This window comes from Lawsonibacter sp. (assembly GCF_022777125.1).
In the GTDB taxonomy this organism is placed as follows: Bacteria; Bacillota; Clostridia; order Oscillospirales; family Oscillospiraceae; genus Lawsonibacter_A; species Lawsonibacter_A hominis.
Window position 1 is genome coordinate 1 of sequence record NZ_JALFGV010000125.1, and the last position, 15955, is coordinate 15955.

Below are 15955 nucleotides of genomic sequence, written 5' to 3' on the forward strand. Positions count from 1 at the left end.
TTTGGCCGGACCTCCGCTTTCCGATTCCTGGAACGCTTATACCTCCATGATAACAGGCAGGATCATGGGATTGCGTTTGGTCTTCTTGTAGAGGAAATTGGACAGGGCGTTTTTGACCTCGGTCTTGATGGCGGCCCAGTCGGAGCGGGAATCCCGCCGGCAGTTTTCCAAGGCGTTGACAGCCACCCGGCGCAGCTCCTCCATCAGTCCCTCGGACTCCTTCACGTAGACAAAGCCGCGGGTGATGATATCGGGGCCGGAGATGACGCTTCCGTCCTCGCCGGACATGGAGACCACCACCACGATCATGCCGTCCTCGGCCAGATGCTTGCGGTCCCGCAGCACCACGCTGCCTACATCGCCCACGCCGTAGCCGTCCACGAATACCCGGCCGGCGGGCACGGTGCCGTTGATCTTGGCGGAGTTGGGCGTCAGCTCGATGACCTTGCCGATGTCGCTGATGATGATGTGCCGGGGGTCCATCCCCATCTCCTGGGCCAGTTTGGCGTGGGTCTTCAGATGCCGCTGCTCGCCGTGGAGGGGGATGAAGAACTTGGGCTTGACCAGCGCATGGATGATCTTCAGCTCCTCCTGGCAGGCATGGCCGGAAACGTGGAGCGCGCCCAGCCGCTCATTGACCACTTCAGCGTCCTTGCGGTAGAGCTCATTGATGACGCTTCCAATGGAGTTTTCGTTGCCGGGGATGGCGGAGGCGGAGATGACGACCCGGTCGCCGGCCTGAATATCCACCTGACGGTGGGTGTTGAAGGCCATGCGGGTCAGGGCGGACATGGTCTCGCCCTGGCTGCCGGTGGTGATGATGCAGATCTTGTGTTTGGGCAGGCTCTTGATGTGGCTGAGGTCCACCAGCACGCCGTCCGGTATTTTCATATAGCCCAACTCAGTGGACACCCGCATGGCGTTCTCCATGCTGCGGCCGGTGACGGCCACCTTCCGTCCGTACCGCGCGGCCACGTCGATGATCTGCTGGATGCGGTCCACATTGGAGGCGAAGGTGGTGACAATGATCCGCTGCTCACAGCCCCGGAACAGTGCGTCAAAGGACGCGCCCACGCTGCGTTCGCTTTTGGTGAAGCCGGGGCGCTCCACGTTGGTGGAGTCGGCCAGCAGGGCCAACACGCCCTCCTTGCCCAGCTGTCCCAGGCGGCCCAGGTCCATCATGCCGCCCTGGATGGGTGTGGGGTCGATCTTGAAGTCGCCGGTATGGACCACCGTGCCCACGGGGGTCTTGATGGCGAAGCTCACCGCGTCGGCGATGGAGTGGTTGGCGTGGATGAATTCCACGGAGAATTTGCCCGCGCGGACGACCTCGCCCGCCTCGCAGGTAATGAGCTTGGTCTTGTCCAGCAGGCGGTGCTCCTCCAGCTTCAGCTTTACCAGGCCCGCCGTCATGCGGGTGGCGTAGATGGGGGCGTTCACGTCCCGCAGCAAGTAGGGGATGGAGCCGATGTGGTCCTCGTGTCCGTGGGTCAGGAAGATACCCCGAATGCGCTCGCGGTTTTTGATGAGATAGGTAAAGTCCGGGATGACCACATCGATGCCGTACATGTCGTCGTCCGGAAATCCCATGCCCACGTCTACGAGGATCATATCCCCGCCGTATTCGTATACGGTCAGGTTCTTGCCAATCTCGTTGAGGCCGCCCAGGGAAATAATTTTCAGTTTTTCTGCCATAAAAGTATGGAACACTCCTTTTCAAATTGAACGTTATCAAACGGTATGTAAGGACACAGCGGCGGCTTTGGGCGCACCAAAAGAAAGGCGGTCGCCGACCCGTTCTTCCCGGCCCTGCCTCGCCGGGAAAAAGGGCTGCACCAGACCGCCTGGCGCAAGGTATGCCCGCTGTGTCCTGCCTTATCAAAGCGCGATTGCCGCGCATAAAGCCAAATCAATCAATATCAGTATACCACAATTTGCAGGAAAAGTATACCTTTATTTTTGGCCGGACGGATCAGGGTCCAGCGCCCGGACCGTTCCGGCGTAAAAATCGCACAGCTCCCGGGCCAGCTCCGCGCTGACGGCCTCGCCGACCACCCGCAGGGCCGCGCGCCGGGTGAGCGGGGCCAGATACACCCAGCTCTCCCCCTGCCGCAGGCGCAGTCCCGCTCCGGTATCCTCCAGTCCGGGCAGGCCCTCCGCCAGGGCCTGCATCACCGCGCCCCGGTCGCCCCGGAGCGCCACCTCCCGGCGGCAGAGGGAAAAATGGGGGACCCTTCCGGCCAGCGCGTGCAGCCGCTCGCCCGTCACGCCCATATGGGCGCAGATACGGCAGGCGGCGAACAGGGCGTCCCGCAGCCAGGGCAGCTGGGCATAGCGCGCCCGGGCGCGCTCGCCGTCCCGGTTCAGGCGCAAAGCGCTGCCGTGGAAGGCTTCGGCCACGGCGTCGATGGCGGCGGGGGCGTCGGGGGGGACGGCCACGTTCCCTTCGCCCGCCTCGTACTCGATGAGCGCCACGATGGTCAGCAGGACCTCGGGAGAGAGCGGTTCGCCCTCCTCGTCCCAGGCCAGCAGCCGCAGGCCGCCCCGCTGGGTGAGAAATGCGGGCACGCCGGGCCGGGCCTGCCGGCCTACGCAGCAGCCCAGGGCGGACAGCGCCTCTGCCAGGTACCGGTCAGCCGCCGTCCGGCCGAGCACCGATACCTCCGTGTGCCGCAGGGGGGCGCGGCTGAGACGGGCGCGGCGGGCGGCGTCGGCGGAATAGGCCGCCCCCACGCCGGAGACGATCTCCCGCCGCCCTACCCGGCAGGCCGGGACGCGGGATTGCTCGCCCCGAAGAAGGGCGCCCTCCAGCTTGCGCTCCCTGGCCCGGCCAAGGGGCAGGCCCTGCCGGTCGAAGAGGCGCAGGTAGGCCATGTCCTCCACCTGCTCCACGAACAGGGAGACCGGCAGGGACCAGTTTTCCGCCAGCCAGGCCGCCGCGGAGGGGCCGGCGGCGTCGTGCTCCAATACCTTGGCCCCGGCGGCGCAGGCGCCGCAGCAGGCCGCCTGGGCCAGCATCCGGGCGCCCTCGCCGCCGCAGTGGCCGACGCCTACCGTGCCTTCGGCGCCCAGGGCGCCGCCGAGCAGGAGCAGCACCTCTGCCGTCAGCTCTTCCCCAATGGAGCCCCGGAGGATCCCACCGTCGGAAAAGGAGGGGGGCCCCGAAAGGGAGCCGGAGGTCAGGCAGGCGCCCAGCCGCACCCCGTCGCCCACCACCCGGCGGGGCCAGACCCTGGCCCCCTCCAGCAGGATCGCGTCCCGGCCGGCTGCGGCCCCTTCGCCCAGCACCGCGCCTTCGTTGAGGACGGCTCCGGTATGGACACGGGCATCCTTGCACAGAATGGCGCCGTAAAGTGTGGTGCGGTCGCCCGCCGATGCGCCGTGGAACACGCTGCGCTGGACCAGCGCGCGCTTGCCCACGGTGCTTCCCGCGCCCAACGCTACGTGAGGGCCGATGAGGGAGCCGGGGCCTACGGTCACGTTGGCGCCGAGATAGCAGGGGGGCACCAGTTCCACATCGGCAGGCAGAGGACTGGCCGACCAGATGCCGGGCGCCACCCGGGCCGCGCCCAGGTCCAGCTTCACCTTGCCTGAAAGCGCGTCGGCCACGCAGTCCAGATAGGCCCTGCAGTCTCCCATATCGCACCAGTAGCCCTCGCTCACACAGCCGTACAGGGCCTCGCCGCGCTCCATCAGCGCTGGAAACAGGTCCCGGGCAAAGTCGAAGGGCTTGCCCTCGGGCACCAGATCCATGGCGCGCCGGGTGAGCAGATAGATGCCGGTGTTGACCTGATTGGTGACGACCTGTCCCCAGGCCGGTTTTTCCACAAAACGCTCCACCCGGCCCTCCGGGTCGGTGAGCACCAGGCCGTATTCCAGAGGCGTGGGGTGCCGGTGGAGCACCAGGGTGGCCGCCGGGCGGCGGGTGGCGTGGAAGTCCATGGCCTGCTTCAGGTCCAGGTCGCACACCGCGTCGCCGCTGATGACCAGAAAGTCCTCGTCCCCCAAAAAGGGCATGCAGTTTTTTACGCCGCCCGCGGTACCAAGGGGCTCCGTCTCGGTAAAGTAGCGCAGGTGCACGCCCTGGGCGGCCCCGTCCCCAAAATGATCGGTGACCGCCCGGGGCATGTAGTGGAGCGTGACGGCGATCTCAGTAATGCCGCTGCGGCGCAGCAGGGAGATGATGTGTTCCATCACGGGCTTGTCGAACAGGGGGGTCATGGGCTTGGGCAGTCCCAGACTCAGAGGGCGCAGACGCGTCCCCTCTCCCCCGGCCAAAATCACGGCTTTCAAACGGAAACCATCCTTTCAGGCGTTTTCCGCTAGTATTGCCCGTCTGCAGGGGATTTAGCCCGTCAAACTTGTCTTTCTGGAAAGACTGTGCTAAAATGAGCAAAAAGTTGGTTCGGAGGCCGATATGGAAGAGATTCGTCCGGGGAAATACCGGCATTTCAAGGGAAAGGAATACCGTGTGCTCACGACCGCCCGCCATTCGGAGACGCTGGAACGCATGGTGGTCTACCAGGCCCTTTACGGCGAGGGGGGCGTGTGGGTGCGCCCGGCGGCCATGTGGGGCGAACTTGTGGAGCGGGACGGCTATTCCGGCCCCCGTTTTGTGTTTGTGGAGGAATAGGGACATGAACATTCAGATCTTCGGCAAATCCAAATGCTTTGATACCAAGAAGGCCGAGCGGTATTTCAAGGAGCGGCGGGTCAAGTTCCAATCCATCGACCTGGTGAAGTACGGCATCAGCCCCGGGGAGCTCAGCAGCGTGAAGAACGCCGTGGGGCTGCAGGCGCTCATTGACCCCAAGCACCCGGATGCGGCCCTGCTGAATTATCTGGCCTGCGACGCGGACAAGCTGGAGAAGCTGCTGGCCGACCCGCGCCTGCTCAAGACCCCGATCGTCCGCAACGGCAGGCAGGCCACCGTGGGCTATCGGCCCGAGGTCTGGAAAAACTGGGAATGAGGGCTTGACGGGTGCGCGGTGCCGTGGTATAGTGAACGGGCGGCAGGTTCTGCCGACAAAGGAAATGAAAGGGAGTGGGCATATGAAAAAGACCGTCAAAACCGTGCCGCTCCCTGCCCGTTCTGCCGTGTGATGTTCTGCGCATTTCGCAGCTGCAGTGAAAAAGGGCCCGGAGCGGTAGCGATCCGCCCCGGGCCTTTTTGCGCCCAAATTGGAAAGGAGAACTGCAAATGATCACACTACAGGAAATTCATATGGAACAATTCTGGGATGTCATCGACCTGTCCGTCCGGCCGGAGCAGGCGGAGTTTTGTACCCCCAACGCCGTTTCCATCGCCCAGTCCAAAGTGCAGAGCGAGTGTATTCCCCTGGCCATCTATGACGGGGAAACGCCGGTGGGCTTTCTTATGTACTGCGTGGACCGGGACGACGGGGAGTGGTGGATCTACCGGTTGATGGTGGACGCGCGCTTCCAGAGGAGAGGCTGCGGTACGGCGGCGCTTGCGCTTGTGTTGGAGCGGATGCGTGCCGACGCCACCCGCAGCCGGGTCTTTCTGGGCGTGCATCGGCAGGCCGCGGCGGCGGTGGCGCTCTATGAGCGCGCCGGCTTTCGTTTCACCGGGCAGGTATTCGGCGCGGAGCATATCATGCGCCTGGATTGGTAAGGAGAAAGCGCGATGAAATGGATCCAGACCCACGCCCTGACGGCGCGGCAGCAGGAGCAGATCCGGTCCCTGCAGGAGACCTGCCGCCGGGCGGAGCCCTTTGGACACAGCGTGTTCCTTTCGGGGGAGCTCAACCACTTTGGGGAGATGGACTGCTTTTTCCTGGGCTATGAGGGGCAGGCGCTGGCGGCCGTTCTGACGCTGTTCCAGCCGGATGCGCGGGAGGCGGAGGTAACCGCCTTCGTCCGCCCCGACCTGCGGCGGCAGGGGCGCTTTACCGCGCTCTTTGCCGCCGCCCGGGCAGAGCTGGAACGCTTCGGCGTCTCTTCGGTGCTGTTCTTCCACGAGCCGGTGTGCGCCAGCGGGGGAGAAGTGCTCAAGCGCTTTCCAGTGGAGCGCCACCATACGGAATATCTGATGGAATATGACCGGACGGCTGCGCCGGCCGTTCCGGTCCTGCCTCTGGAGCTGGAGCCGGCGACGCGGGAACTGCTGCCCCGGCTGGCGGAGCTCTCGGCCGCCGCCTTCGGGGACGCGGCGGCCGATTCCAGAGAGAAGGTGGAGCGCTTTTTTACCGCGCCTGCTGTGAGCGGCTATGCCGCGCGGCTGGATGGACGCGTGGCGGGGCACCTGTTCTGCAACACCGAGGGCGGGGAGGCCTACCTCTGCGACTTTTGTGTGGAGCCCGCCCTCCAGGGGCGGGGGATCGGCCGGTCGATCCTGGCGCTGGTCCTGGCGCGCGTCCGGCGGGAGACCGAGCTGCCCATCCGGCTGGAGGTGGACGCGGTCAACGACCGTGCGCTGGGACTGTATACCGCCTGCGGCTTCCGGGAGACCGCACGGTGCGATTACTGGCGCATGGCGCTGTGACGGCGGCGCAGCGGGACGCTACAGCTCTTTGCAGAAAAAATATTGTCCATGTGTCCCGAAGCAGGGCTCCAGAGCGCCGAAACAGCGGTAGCCCTGCTTTTCATAAAAGCCCGGCGCCTGAAACGAAAAGGTGTTCAGCAGAACGCGCCGGGCGCCCTGGCGCCGTCCCTCTTCCTCCACCCGGCGGAGCAGGGCGGCGCCCAGGCCGTCCCCGCGGGCGGAGGGCTCCACATACAAAAAGTCCACCGTCACGCAGTCCAGGTCCCGGGAGGCGGCAATGCCGCCCAGCGGCGCTGCGTCCGGCCCCCGGACGCAGAAATTCAGTTCGCCGCAGTCGGTGATATATTGGGCGTTATACGCCCGGATGCGGTCGTGGACCCAGTCTGCCGTGTCCGTGCCGCAGGGGTCGATCGGAATGCCGTTCACAGAGATTCCTCCTTCCGGTACAGGCGCTGTACGGCCTGCAGCTGTGCGTTCAGCTCGTCCACCGCCCAGGCCGGGGAACAGACCTCCACCCCGTCGCCCAGGCCGAAGATCCAGCCCAAAAACTGGGGGCTGACCACGGCGGAGACGGTGACGGTGAACCGATCCTCCCCATCGGGGATGAGAATGGCCTCCTGGCCGAAGCGGTCCAGCACCACCCCCACCAGGTGGCTGCGGCAGCGCAGGCGCACCTGTCCCTCCCGGCCGGAAAACATACCGAAGTGTTTTTGGGAATAGGATGCAATATCGAAGTTCCGGCACGCCTCGTCCCCCTGAAGAGGCAGGCAGGTCACGGCCAGTTCCGCCATCTTGTCCACCCGGTAGTGGCGCATCTCGCGCCTGGCGTGGTCAAATCCGGCCAGGTAATAATTCTCGTTGTCCCAGATCAGTCCGTAGGGGGACACGGCGTAGCGCTTCCCGTCCCGGCGGAAGACCTTCTCCTTGCGCATGTTGTACTCGAAGTATTTGAAGGTCACCGCCCGGCGGGCGTTGAGGGCCGTATGGAGCTTGTCGATGGTGTAATAGACGCTCTCGTTCATCGCCTTCACACGCCCGGCCACATAGACCTGCCGCTGGAGCTGGCGGGCCTGATGGACGCTGGAGAGGGACTCCAGCTTGCGGATGAGCGCGTCGCTCTTCCTGCGGGTGATAAAACGGCAGGCCTGCACCGCGTCCACCAGCAGCTTGAGTTCGGGCAGCTCAAAGGGACGCTCGCCCAGAAACCAGCCCGGAGCCTTCCCCTTGCGGCTCTGCACGTCCAGGCCGAAGGTGCGCAGCGTCTCCATATCATCGTAGATGCTCTTGCGCTCGGCATGGATATCCATGCCCTCCAATGCGTCGATGAGCTCCTGTACGGTCAGGGGATGCTCCTCGTCGGTGCGCTCCCAGAGAAGCTGGCACAGGCAGAGCAGTTTGCGTTTTTGGTTGGGGCTTCTCGCCATATCCATTCCTCCTTCCTATGCTTATCCTAACGGAGAAGAGGTCCGATAGATCGGACTTTTCCGAGGCGGGCACGAAACAAAGCCGCGGCCCTTGAGGGGCGGGGCGTTTCAGGCGCTTTGCCCCTGTTCGAGTACGGGGAGCGGACGGGATCGTCCGAGCCCCGCCGGGCACCGCTTTGCAGCAAGGCCTGAAGGGTGTAAAAAAGGCTGCTGCCGCGCGAAGAAACCGCAAAGCGGCTTCTTCAGCAGGCATGTATAGTATACCGTATGCTGCCTGAGAAAGCGAGGATTTTTGTATGAGAGCTGTGGTCTGCGTTCCCATCTGCCCCCTCCATGTCCGTCCCCAGGCCGATGCGCCCCTGGCCGACGAGGCGCTGTGCGGCTGGCCCCTGGAACTGCTGGAGCAGCCCTGCCCCGGGTGGTTCCGGGTGCGTACCCGGTACCGCTATGAGGGGTTTGCCCCCGCCTGGGCCCTGACGGTGGGGGAGGGGGGAGCGGCGCGCTGGGCGGAGCGGGAAAAGCGGCTCGTCTGGAAGGCGGCCGCCGATGTGCTGGACCGCCCCGCCGTCCAGGGATGCGTCATGACCACGCTGCTGCGGGGCTGCCTGGCGGCCCCTCTGGGAGAGGCGGAGGAAGGCTGGCAGGAGCTGGCCCTTCCCGATGGCCGGACGGGCTATACAAAACGTGATTTTTTGGAAGAATACTACGAAACGGCGCCTCAAATCGACCCGGCGGCCCTGCGCCGCCGGGTGGCCGACGCAGCCTTGGCCTACTTGGGCGTCCAGTACCGTTGGGGCGGCAAGTCCTCTCTGGGGCTGGACTGCTCGGGCCTGGCCTTTATGGCCTGGTTTGCAAACGGCGTGCTCCTGTATCGGGACGCGCAGATCGTCCCCGGCTTCCCCGTGCGGGAGATTCCCCGGGAAACGATGGACGTGGCCGACCTGCTCTTTTTCCCCGGACATGTGGCGCTGTATCTGGGCGGGGGGCGGTATCTCCACTCCACCGCCCGGGCGGGGAGCAGCGGCGTGGTGATCAACAGCCTGGACCCGCTGGCGCCCGATTACCGGTCCGATCTGGCCCAGTCCCTCACGGCGGTGGGGAGCGTGTTTCCGCTGGAAGAATGAGGCGGAAAACGGCGGCTTTACGGCCGTCCTCTCCCTGATGGAAAGACTCCGAAGGGCTTTCTGGCAAGCGGAACGGCGTTTCCCGGCAGACCTGCCGGGAAACGCCGTTCTTTTTTATTTGCGCTGCCTGTCCCGGACAAAGATGTGCTTCACGTGGGGCAGACTGGTCTGGCGCACGTCCACCTCGAAGCGGTCCAGCGCGCGTACCAGATTGGTGAGCTTGGAAAAGCCGAAGTTCCGGGGATCGAAATCGGGCTGCTTTTTCACCAGCAGATTGCCCAGATCCCCCATAAAGGTGTACCCGTCCTCGTCGGCCAGCATATCCAGGGAGTCCGCGATGAGCGTAATGATCTCCGGCGGCACGCCGTCGGCGGGCCCGGGAGCGGACGGCTCCGGTTCGGGGGCCGGGGAGGGATCTTCCGGCTTTTTCTTGGAGCTTTTCTTGGTTTTTGCGGTCTTTTCTTCTCTGGGAGGCTCCGTCCGGGCCTGTTCCTCCGCCCGCGCCTGGTCCGCGGCGGAACGGATGACCTCGATATAGACGAATTTGTCGCAGGCCACGATGAAGGGAGAGGGGGTCTTCCGCTCTCCCATGCCGTAGACCTTTTTGCCTGCCTCCCGCAGGCGCACGGCCAGGCGGGTGAAGTCGGAATCGCTGCTGACCAGCACGAAGCCGTCCACCTCCCCAGTGTAAAGGATATCCATGGCGTCGATGATCATGGCCGAATCGGTGGAATTCTTGCCGGTGGTGTAGCCGTACTGCTGGATGGGGGTGATGGCGTTCTCCAGCAGGATCGGTTTCCAGGAGGCCATGTTGGGGGTGGTCCAGTCCCCGTAAATGCGCTTGATGGTAGGGGTGCCGTAAACGGCGATCTCCGCCATCACGTCCCGCATGGCGGTGCGGGAGGCGTTGTCCGCGTCGATGAGCACCGCCAGACGCAGGTCGTTGGGATTGTCGGGCATGTCGGTCCCTCCTTGTTTCAAAAGTAGTATAGCACAAAACAGCTGCAATTGGCAATCAAATCCAGTCAAAAGCCGTAAAACGCGAAAAAACTTTAAAAAGCAACTTGACTTTTTCGGGGCGAGAACTATAATGTAGTCGCCAAAGGGGGCAGGGAGGCTTCGAAGAAGAAGCCGGCATGCCGCCCTATCTTTTTTGAGGAGGGAATATCCATGATCACGTTCTTTGTATGTCTGGCCCTGCTCATCGTTGGCTTTTTGACCTAAAGCAAGCTGGTGGAGCGCATCTTCCGAATCGATGACCGCCCCACCCCCGCGGTGGCCCACCCCGACGGTGTAGATTACGTTCCGATGAAGCCCTGGCGCATCTTCCTGGTCCAGCTGCTGAATATAGCCGGTCTGGGGCCCATCTATGGCGCGCTGTCCGGTGCCTGCTGGGGCCCGTCCGTTTACTTGTGGATCGTCTTCGGCACCATTTTGGGCGGCGGCGTACATGATTTTCTGTCCGGCATGATGAGCGAGCGCAACGACGGCAAGTCGATCTCCGAGGTCGTCGGACTGTATATGGGCAAGGTCATCACCTTCATCATGCGGGTGTTCTCCGTGGTCCTGCTGGTGATGGTGGGCGTCAACTTCTCCGTCGGCCCCGCCGCGCTGCTGGCCAAGCTGACGCCCGAGGCGCTGAGCACCATGTTCTGGCTGGTGGCCATCATGGTCTATTATCTGATCGCCACCTTCCTGCCCATCGACAAGATCATTGGCAAGCTCTATCCCATCTTCGGTATCTGCCTGATTGTCATGGCCCTCGGTATCGGAGGCGCCACCGTTCTCCTCCGGGGCTCCGACATGCCCGAGCTGACGCTGGCTTCCCTGGCGGCGGTGCATCCCAACAGCCTGCCCAAGTGGGCGATGATGTTCGTTACGGTGGCCTGCGGCGCGATTTCCGGCTTCCATGCCACCCAGTCCCCCATGATGGCCCGCTGCATCACCAGCGAGAAGCAGGGCCGCGGCATCTTTTACGGCGCGATGGTGGCTGAGGGCGTTATCGCGCTGATCTGGGCGGCCGCCGGCGTCACCTTTTATACCAATCACGGCTCTCTGCTGGACGGCATGAGCGGCCTGACCACAGCCATCGCCGCCGGCGGCGCGGGCGATGTGGTGTACGAGATCTCGACTACGCTGCTGGGGCCTGTGGGCGGCGTGCTGGCGATGATCGGCGTGATCGCCTGTCCCATTACCTCCGGTGATACGGCGTATCGTTCCGCACGGCTGACCATCGCAGACTGGTTCCACATCGATCAGTCCAGGACCGGCCCCCGTGCGGCGCTGTCCGTGCCTCTGCTGGCCGTGGGTGCGCTCATCGCTCTGGCGCTGCCCTGGGATGTGCTGTGGCGCTATTTTTCCTGGGCCAACCAGACCCTGGCCATGATCGTGCTGTGGACCGGCGCGGTGTTCCTGCACAAATACGGGTTCCCGCCCAAGGCCTGCCTGATCGCGGCGCTGCCCGCCACGTTTATGTCTGCGGTGTCCGTGACCTACTTCTTCCAGGCACCGGAGTGCCTGGGGCTGTCCACAGCCGTTGCCTACCCTGTGGGCCTTGTCGTGGCCGCGCTGTTCCTGGCCGTCTTTGTTTGGCGTGTTCTGGTCGTCGGGAAGGACGACGTGACGGCGCTGACCGCTGCGGCCAAGTGACATGGCGGCTTACCGGAAAAGATGGAAGGCATTTTGCAAAAACCGCGGGACGGATTTCCGTCCCGCGGTTTTTGCGCAAATCTGTGCCGCGTTTGCAGCAATTTGCCGTCTAAAAGCGTATATAGAGTGAAAGGGGGAGGGAAGATGACAGACCCCGGCCGGCTGGAACTTCTGGTCTGTACCTATGAACACGCCATGTACCGCACCGCCCTTGCCATTTTGGGCGACTGCCATGAGGCGGAGGACGCGGTACAGGACGCCTTTGTCAAATATCTGGAGAAAGCCCCCGCCTTCGCAAGCGGGGAGCATGAACGGGCGTGGCTGCTGCGGGTGCTGATAAACGGCTGCAAAAGCCGTCTGCGCGCGCCCTGGCGGAGGCGCACAACACCCCTGCTGGATACGTATCCCGCCGCCGCTGAGGAGGAGCGCCTGGCGCTGGAGGAGATATCCGCTCTGCCGCCCAAGGAGCGGGCGGTGATCCACCTTTATTATTATGAGGGCTACCCGACGGCGGAGATCGCCGCTCTGACCGGGGAGCGGGAGGGGACCGTCCGTTCCCGGCTGACCCGGGCCCGCGCCCGCCTGCGGGAATTGCTGAAAGGAGAGACGTAATGAACGGCTACCGTTCCTATTTTGACCGAGTCCGCCTGAGCGAGGCACAGCACCGACGGCTGATGGAGGCGCTGGACAGAACGCGGCGTACCCGGCCTGCGCCGAAGGCGCGCCGTCCCAGCCGCTGGGCGGCGGCGGTGGCGGCCTGCGGTGTACTGGCGCTGGCGGCTTATCCGATACGGCATGCAGGGGGGCTGCCGCGTCCCAGCGCCGGAGCGGCACAGTCTCCGGCGCCCGTCGAGACCGGGGCCGCGTCCACCCGGGCGCCGCAGGCGGGGGCGGAATACGTTCTGGAGGTGGGGGACCCCTTTGCGGGACAGCACCATTCTGATTTTAGTCTGCCGGCGCTGGAATTCACGTACTGCGATTTCTCAAAGCACCTGGAGCTCGACTATGCCCCGCCTGCGGATTATTCCGTGTACCGGTTGACGGCGGAGGACATCGTAAGGGCGGTAGGCGGTACGGAGCAGGCGCCCTGGACCCTGGGATGGGAGGGTTTTGCTCTGGGTGGAAACGCCTGGATCGACGGCGGCGGGGCGCTGCTGTGGGCGGCGATCACGGGAAAACGCGACGGCTCCAGCGCCGAGATCGAGCTTTGGATGGCGTCCGGCGGCCTGCCGCCCACCGACGTGGCCTATGAGGAGGCGGAGCAGACGGAATATGACGGCACTGCCGTCACCCTCTATTACACCGACGTGGGCAGCGGCGATTGGCGCTATTATGCGGACTTTATGTGCGGAGATACCGGCGTGCGCTTCCAGTGTACCAGCCGGGACCAGGACGAAGCGGCGCGGCTGGCGGCGCTGGCGGTCCGGCAGATCGGCTACGGCGGCTTTACCGTCGAGGGGCTGGAGCCCGACGAGGGTGCGCTGGTATACGCCAGCCGCAGAACGGACCTGTCGCTGGAGGATCTGCGGGCCGACCCTCTGGGCGCTTGGCTGCCCGCTAAACTGCCGGAAGGGTTTGCATTTGAAAGCGGCGGCAGGCAGACCATGCGGGACGTCGATACGCTCTTCGCCTCCTGGAGCCGGGGATACGATTACGTGGAGCTGTCGGTGGCCCGCTTTCCAACCTCGGCCTCGCTGCCCGCAGCGGATCTCAAAGCGGGCGCGGTCACGGCCGAAGCGCTGAAGGCGTTCGGGCGTTATGTGGAGGACGACGCCGGAGACGTTCCCGGCTGGCGCTTTCAGTTTACCGTGGACGCCGGAGCGGCGTCCGTGCGCTACACGCTCAAGGGCCTTTCGCCGGAGGAGGCGGCTGCGCTGGTCAACGGCGCGGTTCCCCCTGCCGGAGGCGACGGGCCATAACGCGCAGAGGGGGCCGCCGCGTGGCACGGGGGGGCCCCCTCCGGCAGGAACGGCGGATTACGCCCGCACGGGGATGTCCCAGATCTCCCGGGCATAGTCCCGGATGGAGCGGTCGGCGGCGAAGATGCCGGAGCGGGCGATGTTCACCAGAGACATCTGGTTCCAGCGCGTGGGGTCCAGATAGACCTGACCCGCCCGCACGTGGGCGTCCCGGTAGCTTTCAAAGTCGGCCAGCAGCAGGTATTCGTCGGCGGGACCGCCGTCCCCGAAGAGCAGGCGGCGGGCCAGGTCGTCATAAGCTGCGCCGTCCCCGAAGCCGAGATTGAGCTGGTCCACCACCCGCTTCAGATCCGGATTGTGGACGTAATACTCGTAGGATTTATAGCCCTTCTGCTTCATCTCAGCCACCTCGCGGGCCTTCAGGCCGAAGAGGAAGATGTTTTCGTCGCCCAGCACCTGATGCATTTCCACATTGGCCCCGTCCAGAGTGCCGATAGTCAGGGCGCCGTTCATCATGAATTTCATGTTGCCGGTGCCGCTGGCCTCTTTGCCTGCGGTGGAAATCTGTTCGCTCAGCTCGCTGGCGGGCATGAGCTGTTCGGCCAGGCTGACCCGGTAATTTTCCAGGAAGACCACCTGGAGCCGATCCTTACAGGCGGGATCCCGGTTCACCAGCTCCGCCACGGAATTGATCAGGCGGATGATCTTCTTGGCCACCGCATAGCCCGGCGCGGCCTTGGCGCCGAAGAGGTAGGTGCGGGGGGTAAAGGAGAAATGAGGGTCGTCCTTCAGGTGCTGGTAGAGCGAGATGATATGCAGCACATTGAGCAGCTGCCGTTTATACTCGTGCAGGCGCTTGACCTGCACGTCGAACATGGCGTCGGTGTTGAGCACGACGCCGCTCTCCCGGGCGACCCAGGCGGCAAAGGAGCGCTTATTGGCCGCTTTGATCTCCCCCAGCCGGGAGAGCACCCCGGCGTCGTCCTTGTACCGCTCCAGGCCCTGGAGGGCGTCGGGGCGGAGCAGATACTCCCCGCAGCCGCAGTCCCGGATCAGCTCATCCAGCTTGGGGTTGCACTCGGAGAGCCAGCGGCGGTGGTCGATGCCGTTGGTGACGTTGGTAAACTTTTCCGGAGTACGCAGATAGGCGTCGTGGAACACGTCTTTTTTCAGGATATCCGAGTGGAGGGCGGAGACGCCGTTGACCTTGAAGCAGGCGCACACGCACAGGTTGGCCATGCGCACCTCGCCCCCCCAGATAATGGCCATGGGGGCCACCTTGGACAGGTCGCCGTGGAAGTAGTCGGTCAGTTCCTGCTGGTAGCGGCCGCTGATCTCTGTCAGGATCTGCCAGATGCGGGGCAGCAGCGTCTGGATCAGCTGCTGGGGCCAGCGCTCCAGCGCTTCCGCCAGGACGGTGTGGTTGGTGTAGGCCACACAGTGGGTGACGATATGCCATGCCGCCTCCCAGCCGTAGCCCTCCTCGTCCAGCAGGATGCGCATCAGTTCCGGGATGGCCAGAGTGGGGTGGGTGTCGTTGATCTGGATCACATGCTTCTGATGGAAGTTGCGCAGTGTGCCGTACTCCGCGCGGTGTTTGCGCACGATGGACTGGATGGTGGCCGAGACGAAGAAATACTGCTGTTTGAGCCGCAGGGACTTGCCTTCGTAGTGATTGTCCTCCGGATAGAGGATCTTGGAGATGGTCTCCGCCATGGCCTGCTGCTCCACGGCCTTCAGATACTGGCCGGAGGAAAACAGACCCATGTCCACCGGCGTGGGGCTTTTGGCGTCCCACAGGCGCAGCACGTTGCTGTGCTGCGTTGCATAGCCTGCGATCTCCATATCCTTGGGAACGGCCAGCACCGTGTCGTACCCGGTGTGCTTGACGTGGTGGCCGCTCTGATCCCACACATCCTCCACCTTGCCGCCGAAGCGGACCTCTTCGGTCTCGTCCATTTTGGGGATGAGCCAGGCGTCGCCCAGGCCCAGCCAGTCGTCGGGCAGCTCCACCTGTTGGCCGTCCACGATCTTCTGCTTGAAGATGCCCAGCTCATAGCAGATGGAATAGCCGGTGGCGGGGACCTCCAGGGTCGTCATCGAGTCCAGGTAGCAGGCGGCCAGGCGGCCAAGGCCGCCGTTGCCCAGACCCGCGTCGGGCTCGGTCTCGAACAGGTCGGGGGCGGAGAAGCCCAGAGCCTCGATGGCTGCCGTCAAGGGCGCCAGCAGCCCCAGGTTATAGGCGTTTTTCATCAGGGAGCGGCCCATCAGAAATTCCAGGGAGAGGTAGTGCACCTGGCGCAGATGCTCGGTGGATACCCTGTCCTCGGTCGC

At 64.3% G+C, this 15955-nt stretch carries 14 protein-coding genes; 8 read left to right on the forward strand and 6 right to left on the reverse strand.

Annotated features, from left to right (window positions below):
* Window positions 1-36: 36 nt before the first annotated feature.
* Together MR825_RS10340 and MR825_RS10345 are read right to left on the reverse strand one after the other, a co-directional pair.
* Window positions 37-1695, reverse strand: coding sequence for a ribonuclease J (locus MR825_RS10340; protein ID WP_287880623.1), 1659 nt, complete (start codon window positions 1693-1695; stop codon window positions 37-39).
* A 258-nt stretch (window positions 1696-1953) separates the two neighbouring features.
* Window positions 1954-4284 carry a sugar phosphate nucleotidyltransferase gene (locus tag MR825_RS10345; protein WP_287880637.1) on the reverse strand — a complete coding sequence of 777 codons (2331 nt, stop codon included), beginning with the start codon at window positions 4282-4284 and terminating at the stop codon, window positions 1954-1956.
* A 133-nt stretch (window positions 4285-4417) separates the two neighbouring features.
* Between MR825_RS10345 and MR825_RS10350 the strand changes: the two genes are divergently transcribed.
* The 4 genes from MR825_RS10350 (at window position 4418) to MR825_RS10365 (ending at window position 6505) form a co-directional block, all read left to right on the forward strand.
* Window positions 4418-4633 (forward strand): DUF1653 domain-containing protein, encoded by a 216-nt coding sequence (locus MR825_RS10350; protein ID WP_287880625.1) that lies wholly within the window; start codon window positions 4418-4420, stop codon window positions 4631-4633.
* Window positions 4634-4637: 4 nt separating this feature from the next.
* Window positions 4638-4970 carry an arsenate reductase family protein gene (locus tag MR825_RS10355; RefSeq protein ID WP_287880627.1) on the forward strand — a complete coding sequence of 111 codons (333 nt, stop codon included), beginning with the start codon at window positions 4638-4640 and terminating at the stop codon, window positions 4968-4970.
* A gap of 230 nt (window positions 4971-5200) precedes the next feature.
* Window positions 5201-5635 (forward strand): GNAT family N-acetyltransferase, encoded by a 435-nt coding sequence (locus MR825_RS10360; protein WP_287880629.1) that lies wholly within the window; start codon window positions 5201-5203, stop codon window positions 5633-5635.
* A 12-nt stretch (window positions 5636-5647) separates the two neighbouring features.
* The gene (locus MR825_RS10365) at window positions 5648-6505 is read left to right on the forward strand and encodes a GNAT family N-acetyltransferase (protein ID WP_186907899.1); all 858 of its coding nucleotides are present in this window, start codon (window positions 5648-5650) and stop codon (window positions 6503-6505) included.
* Between the two features lie 18 nt (window positions 6506-6523).
* On the opposite strand, the gene MR825_RS10370 is transcribed toward MR825_RS10365, so the two are convergent.
* Together MR825_RS10370 and MR825_RS10375 are read right to left on the reverse strand one after the other, a co-directional pair.
* On the reverse strand, window positions 6524-6931 hold the full coding sequence (locus MR825_RS10370) for a GNAT family N-acetyltransferase (protein WP_186907898.1): 408 nt from the start codon (window positions 6929-6931) through the stop codon (window positions 6524-6526).
* The gene (locus MR825_RS10375; protein ID WP_186907897.1) at window positions 6928-7929 is read right to left on the reverse strand and encodes a helix-turn-helix transcriptional regulator; all 1002 of its coding nucleotides are present in this window, start codon (window positions 7927-7929) and stop codon (window positions 6928-6930) included. The genes MR825_RS10370 and MR825_RS10375 overlap by 4 nt, the downstream gene beginning before the upstream one ends.
* 296 nt (window positions 7930-8225) lie before the next feature.
* Here MR825_RS10375 and MR825_RS10380 point away from each other — a divergent pair, with 296 nt between their 5' ends.
* Window positions 8226-9053, forward strand: a complete 828-nt coding sequence (locus MR825_RS10380; RefSeq protein ID WP_256174680.1) for a C40 family peptidase — start codon at window positions 8226-8228, stop codon at window positions 9051-9053.
* A gap of 114 nt (window positions 9054-9167) precedes the next feature.
* Here the strand turns inward: MR825_RS10380 and MR825_RS10385 are convergent, their stop codons facing one another.
* Window positions 9168-10013, reverse strand: coding sequence for an NYN domain-containing protein (locus tag MR825_RS10385; RefSeq protein WP_186907895.1), 846 nt, complete (start codon window positions 10011-10013; stop codon window positions 9168-9170).
* Between the two features lie 270 nt (window positions 10014-10283).
* Between MR825_RS10385 and MR825_RS10390 the strand changes: the two genes are divergently transcribed.
* The 3 genes from MR825_RS10390 (at window position 10284) to MR825_RS10400 (ending at window position 13621) form a co-directional block, all read left to right on the forward strand.
* Window positions 10284-11702, forward strand: coding sequence for a carbon starvation CstA family protein (locus MR825_RS10390; RefSeq protein WP_287880639.1), 1419 nt, complete (start codon window positions 10284-10286; stop codon window positions 11700-11702).
* Between the two features lie 144 nt (window positions 11703-11846).
* A complete protein-coding gene (locus MR825_RS10395) occupies window positions 11847-12314 on the forward strand; it encodes an RNA polymerase sigma factor (protein WP_186906348.1) in 468 nt (155 codons plus the stop codon).
* Window positions 12314-13621, forward strand: coding sequence for a hypothetical protein (locus MR825_RS10400; RefSeq protein WP_287880633.1), 1308 nt, complete (start codon window positions 12314-12316; stop codon window positions 13619-13621). The genes MR825_RS10395 and MR825_RS10400 overlap by 1 nt, the downstream gene beginning before the upstream one ends.
* Window positions 13622-13678: 57 nt before the next feature.
* Here MR825_RS10400 and MR825_RS10405 read toward each other — a convergent pair.
* Window positions 13679-15955, reverse strand: a 2277-nt coding sequence (locus MR825_RS10405; protein WP_287880635.1) for a glycogen/starch/alpha-glucan phosphorylase, incomplete at its 5' end; no start/stop codon positions are given.

Excerpts from the sequence above, each read along its gene's own strand:
- MR825_RS10365 (WP_186907899.1), top strand. The coding sequence starts at position 5,648 with ATGAAATGGATCCAGACCCACGCCCTGACGGCGCGGCAGCAGGAGCAG.
- MR825_RS10360 (WP_287880629.1), top strand. The coding sequence starts at position 5,201 with ATGATCACACTACAGGAAATTCATATGGAACAATTCTGGGATGTCATC.
- MR825_RS10340 (WP_287880623.1), bottom strand. The coding sequence starts at position 1,695 with ATGGCAGAAAAACTGAAAATTATTTCCCTGGGCGGCCTCAACGAGATT.
- MR825_RS10385 (WP_186907895.1), bottom strand. The coding sequence starts at position 10,013 with ATGCCCGACAATCCCAACGACCTGCGTCTGGCGGTGCTCATCGACGCG.
- MR825_RS10375 (WP_186907897.1), bottom strand. The coding sequence starts at position 7,929 with ATGGCGAGAAGCCCCAACCAAAAACGCAAACTGCTCTGCCTGTGCCAG.
- MR825_RS10355 (WP_287880627.1), top strand. The coding sequence starts at position 4,638 with ATGAACATTCAGATCTTCGGCAAATCCAAATGCTTTGATACCAAGAAG.
- MR825_RS10395 (WP_186906348.1), top strand. The coding sequence starts at position 11,847 with ATGACAGACCCCGGCCGGCTGGAACTTCTGGTCTGTACCTATGAACAC.
- MR825_RS10380 (WP_256174680.1), top strand. The coding sequence starts at position 8,226 with ATGAGAGCTGTGGTCTGCGTTCCCATCTGCCCCCTCCATGTCCGTCCC.
- MR825_RS10350 (WP_287880625.1), top strand. The coding sequence starts at position 4,418 with ATGGAAGAGATTCGTCCGGGGAAATACCGGCATTTCAAGGGAAAGGAA.
- MR825_RS10400 (WP_287880633.1), top strand. The coding sequence starts at position 12,314 with ATGAACGGCTACCGTTCCTATTTTGACCGAGTCCGCCTGAGCGAGGCA.